This window comes from Hydrotalea sandarakina (assembly GCF_003254115.1).
Lineage (GTDB): Bacteria > Bacteroidota > Bacteroidia > Chitinophagales > Chitinophagaceae > Hydrotalea > Hydrotalea sandarakina.
The window spans coordinates 60,706-66,835 of record NZ_QKZV01000013.1 but is presented as its reverse complement, the minus strand read 5'-3'; the positions used below and the strand labels follow the sequence as shown (position 1 = coordinate 66,835).

Here is a 6,130-nt window from a genome sequence, read left to right as displayed (position 1 = left end):
AAAGCATCTAAGCGTGAAACCTTCCACAAGATGAGTTTACTTTTAAGGGTCGTCAGAGACGATGACGTTGATAGGCTACAGATGTAAAGCTGGTAACAGCAAAGTCGAGTAGTACTAATTACCCGTAAGCTTTATTTTTTATTTATTACAAACCACTTCCCAATATGTTACCTTATTGAAGAATTTATGGTGGTTATACCGAGGGTGTTCACCTCTTCCCATTCCGAACAGAGAAGTTAAGCCCCTCATGGCCGATGGTACTTGGGCCTTGTCCCTGGGAGAGTAGGTAGCTGCCGTATTTATCCAGCCTTCTTGTTCTGCAAGAAGGCTTTTTTATTTAATGGAATATTCATTAAACCCTTACTGTCCCAGCTTTTCTTCGAACACAGGGTATTTTTGGCTGCCCTACATCCTTCCTCTTATCGTTTACTTTTAAAAAATGACTTCATTAAAAAAGCAGCTTCATCTGCTAAAACTCCTTTGGTAAGTATAGTTTTAGGGTGAAATGGATATTGTTCTAACCCATATCGGCTGTAACCATTCTTTTCATCCGAGGCACCATATACAATTCGCCCAATCTTGCTCCAATATAAAGCACCCGCACACATTAAACAGGGTTCTAGGGTTACATATAAAGTAGCATCGGGTAAATATTTGGCACCCATTGCTGCAAATGCGGTGGTTAAGGCTATAATTTCTGCGTGGGCTGTGGCATCTTTCAATAATTCTACTTGATTATAGGCACGAGCAATAATTTCATCGTTTTGTACAATAATGGCTCCCACAGGCACTTCATCTGCCTCAAAAGCCAATTCGGCCTGTTCTAAGGCCTTGCGCATAAAATAGGTATCATCTTTTAAAACATCCATACTATAAAATTGAAAAAGGTGCGGTGAAAATAAAAAAGGATTCTTAGACAAGAATCCCCCCCATAAAATTTATCTAACCCCAATGATTTTAGGGTAACAATTTTATTTGAATATTTTTATACCAAACATCATTCCCATGATCTTGTAAAGCTATGTGCCCTTCCTGAAACATGCCAAAACCGGGCATATCCTTAAATTTACTGTGGGCAATCATATTTTTCCAGTTATCATCCCACATAGTTGTTTTTACTACCACCGTTCCATTTAAAATAAATTCCAGCTTGCCATGGTCGGCAATAATTTCGGCTGTATTCCATTCGCCAACAGGCTTTACGGTTTCTTTGCTGCAGGCAATTAAGTCGTACAAATCGCCGGCACGGTGTTTATGAATTTTACCATCAGGATGCCCATCATTATCTAAAACTTGCATTTCCATACCGGTATTCCAGGTTTCATGGTATTGTGTGGGATTGTCTTGTACAAAAAACAAAATACCACTGTTACCACCTTTTGAAATTTTCCAATCAACTTTGAAATGGAAATTTTTAAATGATTCATTGGTAATGATATCACCGCCACCATCGGTTTGATAATTTTTTTTGTTGGCAGCATGTAAATAAATAGCGCCATCCTGAATTGTCCAGGCTTTTCCAACCGTTGTTTTTCCGTAACTATGCCACCCATTAAAGGTTTTACCATCAAATAACGATATCCATCCTTTTTGTTGGGCTTTAATATTTGCAATGGAAGCAGGTGTAATGTAGGTAAATGAAAAGGAAATATACAGTGCCAATATTCCCAATGTTGTAATGAAAATTTTTTTACGAACCATGGTTATTGTTTTTAGTTTGAAAAAGCTAATTTTTCCTGCACATTTCCTTTTCCGCAGCTTAAGGTGTTATATTATGATTTTTTCAGTAGCAAAATGTACTTCACCATTTGTTCAGCATCGGCTACCGATAAATTGGGGTGAGGTGTCATGGGTACTTGTCCCCAAACGCCTGAACCGCCTTTAATAATTTTAGCTGCTAACATTGGTATATCCTTGTCAGTGTATTTGTTAGCAACATCACGGTATGCGGGACCAATTAATTTTTCGTCAACCTTATGGCAGGTTAAGCAATCGTTTTTGGCTATTAAAGCCAAACCTTTTTTATAATCAGGATTGTCCGATAAATCATTTGAAGCGGTTGCAGGTGCAGGAGCTGCTGCTTCGGTAGTAGAGCCGGAATTTGCTGCTGCGGCATTTTGATCATTACTGCTTTGGTTACTGTTGCCGCAGGCATATGCCAATAATGCCATGCTTAACACAATAGAAATTTTTTTCATAAAAAAACAAGTTTGTTGAAATAATTTTACAAAGTTATTTTAATCCCAGTATTGCCCGGTTAAAATCTTCTGAAGCACCGGTACCTGCAAAGTCATCGAAAGCTTTCTGTGTTACCGGAATAATATGTTGTTGTATAAAGGGGGCACCTTCTTTAGCGCCCTGTTCGGCACTTTTAATGCAACACTCCCATTCCAAAACAGCCCAACCTTTGTAATCGTAAGTAGCCAATTTGCTGAATATCGATTTAAAATCTACCTGGCCATCGCCCAAAGAACGGAAACGTCCGGCACGATTTACCCAACTTTGAAAACCTCCATATACGCCTTGTTTACCGGTGGGATTAAATTCTGCATCTTTTACATGAAATGCTTTAATGCGCTCATGGTAATAATCAATGTAAGTAAGGTAATCTAAACATTGTAAAAGTAAGTGTGAGGGATCGTACAATAAACAAGCGCGACGATGTTGCTCTACCGCATCTAAAAACATTTCATAGCTAACGCCATCGTGCAAATCTTCTCCCGGATGAATTTCATAACAAACATCTACATCACACTCGTCAAAATATCGTAAAATAGGTAACCAACGGTTAGCCATTTCTGTAAATGCGGTTTCCACTAATCCGGTCGGTCGTTGCGGCCAAGGATACATCATTGGCCAAGCCAAGGCGCCGCTAAAAGTAGCATGCGCATTTAAACCCAAGTTTTGTGAAGCTTTAGCTGCATAACGTAATTGCTGTGCTGCCCAAGCTGTGCGGGCTGTTGCATTTCCATGCACTTCTTTAGGTGCAAAACTATCAAACAACGCATCATAGGCCGGATGCACCGCCATTAGTTGCCCTTGTAAATGGGTTGATAATTCGGTGATTGCCAAACCAAAACTATTCACCAGCCCTTTTATTTCATCGGCATATGTTTTACTTTCTGCTGCCAGTTGCAAATTAATACATCGGCTATCCCAAGTTGGTATTTGAATGCCTTTATAACCCAGTGATGCAGCCCATTCACATATGCTTGAAAGGCTGTTAAATGGCGCTTCATTACCCATGAATTGCGCTAAAAATATGCCGGGACCTTTAATTGTTTGCATGGTAATTAATTTATGAAATCAGCAAAAGTACAAGCATAAGGCTGTGGTTGCGTCGCACACTTGTACGTTCTGTAATACTATTCGTCAATGCTATGCCGTAAATGGCGTCCATTTTTCTGTTGTATGTGCCGAAGCAACAACACTGTCAATAAAAGCCATTCCCCTCACGCCTTCATCTACCGATGGAAAATCGAGCATTTCTTCGGTAGGTTGTTCGCCATTCATTTCGGCCATAAGTGTTTGTGCAAAATTTCGGTAAATGTTGCCAAAGGCTTCCAAATAACCTTCCGGATGGCCACCGGGTGTACGGCAATTATGGGTAGCAAATGTTGAAAGCAACTGGCCATAATTGCTTCCGGCTCTCAAAATTTGTGTGGGCGCATCTAACCATTTTAAAAGTAGCGTATTCGGTTCTTGCTGTGCCCATTCAATACCGCCCTTTTCACCATAAATTCTAATTTTTAATGCATTTTCTTCACCGGCCGCCACTTGCGATGCCATTAAAACACCGGTAGCGCCATTGTCGAATTTCAATAATACATTGCCGTCATCATCCAACGCTCTGCCTTCTACCATAATATTTAAATCGGCACACAAATGGGTTATTTTTAACCCGGAAATATATTCAGCCAAGTGTGCAGCATGGGTACCAATATCGCCCATGGCACCGCTTTTGCCACTTTTTTTAGGATCAGTGCGCCATGCAGCCTGAGCATTCCCTTCACGCTCCGATAATTTACTTAACCAACCCTGAGGATATTCAACCCAAACTTTTCTGATTTTTCCCAAAGCCTGTGCTTTAATTAATGCACGTGCTTGCTTAACCATTGGATAGCCTGAATAAGTATGTGTTAAACACAAATGCTTACCCGTTAGTTTTACTTTTTCTCGTAATAGTTTCGCTTCTTCTAATGAAAAAGTCATGGGTTTTTCAACAACAACATGAAAACCCAAATCAAGTGCCATCATAGCAGGTGCAAAGTGCGCAAAATTGGGTGTAACTATGGTAACAAAATCAATTCGTTTATCGGCAGGCAATTGGCTTTCAGCCTTCAGCATTTCTTCGTAACTAAAGTAGGTTCTGTCTTTTGGTAAAAATAACATTTCACCTGAAATTTTTGCTGTTTCAGGGTGTATGCTTAATGCACCGCAACTTAATTCAATTAAACCATCCATGTTAGCGGCTATGCGATGTATAGCTCCTATAAAAGCATCTTTCCCACCGCCAATCATACCCATGCGTAGTTTTCTTTTCATAATTAAAACAATTTTTAGTAATCAAACCAAAGCCTCAAAAAATTTGAAAGCGGCTAATAAATAGTTTTTTTAAACAAAGTGTAGTTGTTTCATTCGCCATGCTTACAAATTATTTGAATGAGTTTGTATAAAACCATGTCATCAAATGTAAGCTTTGTGCAGTATAATTCTGCAGGTTTACAAAGCGTTAAAAAAGGAATTGATTTTTATCAAAATTCTTACTAATTGTGGCTGTTTTGAAAATAACTTCTACATTTAAGTTTCAAACCTATTTTCTAACGATTGATTATGCAAGCAAACATTCAAAAAAACAAATTATTTGTTGCCAGTTGTTTGGCCTTATTGGTTACTTCACTTTCTTTTGGTATCCGTGCCGGAATTTTAGATGCATTGGGCACGCAGTTTCAGCTGAATAAGGCAGAGCTGGGAGCCATTGCTGCTACTGCATTTTGGGGTTTCCCCCTGGCTATTATTTTTGGTGGGTTTGTAGTGGATATCATTGGCATGAAGCGGCTTTTAATTATTGCGTTTGTATTTCATTTGGCGGGAATTATTTTAACCATATATGCCGGTAAGTTTAGTAGTCCATACCTGGCTTTATTCATTTCAACTTTATTAATCGGATTAGCCAATGGTACCGTTGAAGCTGCCTGTAATCCACTTATTACCTCATTATATCCCGAAAATAAAACCACCAAGCTTAATCACTTCCACTTGTGGTTTCCCGGCGGTATTGTAATAGGCACTTTATTGGTGTTTTTGTTAGATAAAATTGGCATAGGTTGGCAAATTCAGGTGGGCTTAATGATTATACCTACCTTGTTGTACGGTTATCTTTTTAGCAAATTATCTTTTCCTGTAACTGAACGTGTGGCCAAAGGTGTAAGCACAGCCAAAATGTATCGTTCATTGCTCAATCCATTATTTATTATTATGATTATTTTAATGTTCGGAACTGCCATTACAGAATTATTTACCGGACAATGGATTGATGTGTTGTTGAAAAACGTAAGTGATAATGCGCTTCTTTTACTAACTATTGAAACCGGTGTAATGGTTGTGGGCCGAGGTTTTGCGGGCCCGGTGGTGCATCGTTTATCACCTGCCGGTGTGTTGTTTTTCTCTGCAGTTTTTTCTGCAATCGGTTTATATATACTAGGTCATACAACAGGTAATTTATTGTTTTTCGGGGCATTAATATTTGGATTAGGTGTATGTTATTTCTGGCCTACTATGTTAGGTTTTGTTTCTGAAAATTTGCCAGAAACCGGTGCTGTTGGCCTTAATTTAATGGGTGGTGCAGGTATGTTTGCCGTTTCTGTTTACATGATGTTTATGGGTAGCTATTACGATAATTTATTGGCTACACATTTACCTTCAAAAATTGATATTAAGGCTTTCATGGAGGCCTCACCCGGCAGTGATTTGGCTAATCAATTAAATGAAGCCAAAAAATTAGCCGGCCCCGAAATTATCAATGCCACTTTTACCATTCCCGTTATTTTAATTGTAGCATTTGCAGCTTTATTCTTTTATAAAAGAAGCCAAAAAAAACGTATGGTATCAATGGCATAATGTTGATGTA

The 6,130-nt window shown here is 38.9% G+C and carries 6 protein-coding genes and 2 rRNA genes; 3 read left to right on the top strand and 5 right to left on the bottom strand.

The window, feature by feature from the left end; genetic code table 11:
• Positions 1 to 139: ribosomal RNA gene (locus LX80_RS13985) — 23S ribosomal RNA — on the top strand; the annotation flags it as partial.
• A gap of 46 nt (positions 140 to 185) precedes the next feature.
• Positions 186 to 299, top strand: a 5S ribosomal RNA gene (gene rrf, locus LX80_RS13980).
• 120 nt (positions 300 to 419) lie between these two features.
• Here rrf and LX80_RS13975 read toward each other — a convergent pair.
• From LX80_RS13975 to LX80_RS13955, 5 genes are all read right to left on the bottom strand, one after another.
• Complete coding sequence (locus LX80_RS13975; RefSeq protein ID WP_111297272.1) at positions 420 to 869, bottom strand: nucleoside deaminase; 450 nt, start codon at positions 867 to 869, stop codon at positions 420 to 422.
• 88 nt (positions 870 to 957) lie between these two features.
• Positions 958 to 1,701 carry a 3-keto-disaccharide hydrolase gene (locus LX80_RS13970; RefSeq protein ID WP_111297271.1) on the bottom strand — a complete coding sequence of 248 codons (744 nt, stop codon included), beginning with the start codon at positions 1,699 to 1,701 and terminating at the stop codon, positions 958 to 960.
• Positions 1,702 to 1,772: 71 nt separating this feature from the next.
• Complete coding sequence (locus LX80_RS13965) at positions 1,773 to 2,198, bottom strand: c-type cytochrome (RefSeq protein WP_111297270.1); 426 nt, start codon at positions 2,196 to 2,198, stop codon at positions 1,773 to 1,775.
• Between the two features lie 34 nt (positions 2,199 to 2,232).
• The gene (locus LX80_RS13960; RefSeq protein WP_111297269.1) at positions 2,233 to 3,288 is read right to left on the bottom strand and encodes a sugar phosphate isomerase/epimerase family protein; all 1,056 of its coding nucleotides are present in this window, start codon (positions 3,286 to 3,288) and stop codon (positions 2,233 to 2,235) included.
• A gap of 90 nt (positions 3,289 to 3,378) precedes the next feature.
• Positions 3,379 to 4,545, bottom strand: a complete 1,167-nt coding sequence (locus LX80_RS13955; protein WP_111297268.1) for a Gfo/Idh/MocA family protein — start codon at positions 4,543 to 4,545, stop codon at positions 3,379 to 3,381.
• Positions 4,546 to 4,833: 288 nt separating this feature from the next.
• On the opposite strand from LX80_RS13955, the gene LX80_RS13950 reads away from it, so the two are divergent.
• Entirely contained in the window at positions 4,834 to 6,120 is a 1,287-nt protein-coding gene (locus LX80_RS13950) for an MFS transporter (protein ID WP_111297267.1), read from the top strand.
• Positions 6,121 to 6,130: the final 10 nt, after the last annotated feature.

What these genes read in the sequence shown, in the direction of transcription:
- LX80_RS13955 (WP_111297268.1), bottom strand. Translation starts at nt 4,545, where the DNA reads ATGAAAAGAAAACTACGCATGGGTATGATTGGCGGTGGGAAAGATGCT.
- LX80_RS13950 (WP_111297267.1), top strand. Translation starts at nt 4,834, where the DNA reads ATGCAAGCAAACATTCAAAAAAACAAATTATTTGTTGCCAGTTGTTTG.
- LX80_RS13965 (WP_111297270.1), bottom strand. Translation starts at nt 2,198, where the DNA reads ATGAAAAAAATTTCTATTGTGTTAAGCATGGCATTATTGGCATATGCC.
- LX80_RS13970 (WP_111297271.1), bottom strand. Translation starts at nt 1,701, where the DNA reads ATGGTTCGTAAAAAAATTTTCATTACAACATTGGGAATATTGGCACTG.
- LX80_RS13960 (WP_111297269.1), bottom strand. Translation starts at nt 3,288, where the DNA reads ATGCAAACAATTAAAGGTCCCGGCATATTTTTAGCGCAATTCATGGGT.
- LX80_RS13975 (WP_111297272.1), bottom strand. Translation starts at nt 869, where the DNA reads ATGGATGTTTTAAAAGATGATACCTATTTTATGCGCAAGGCCTTAGAA.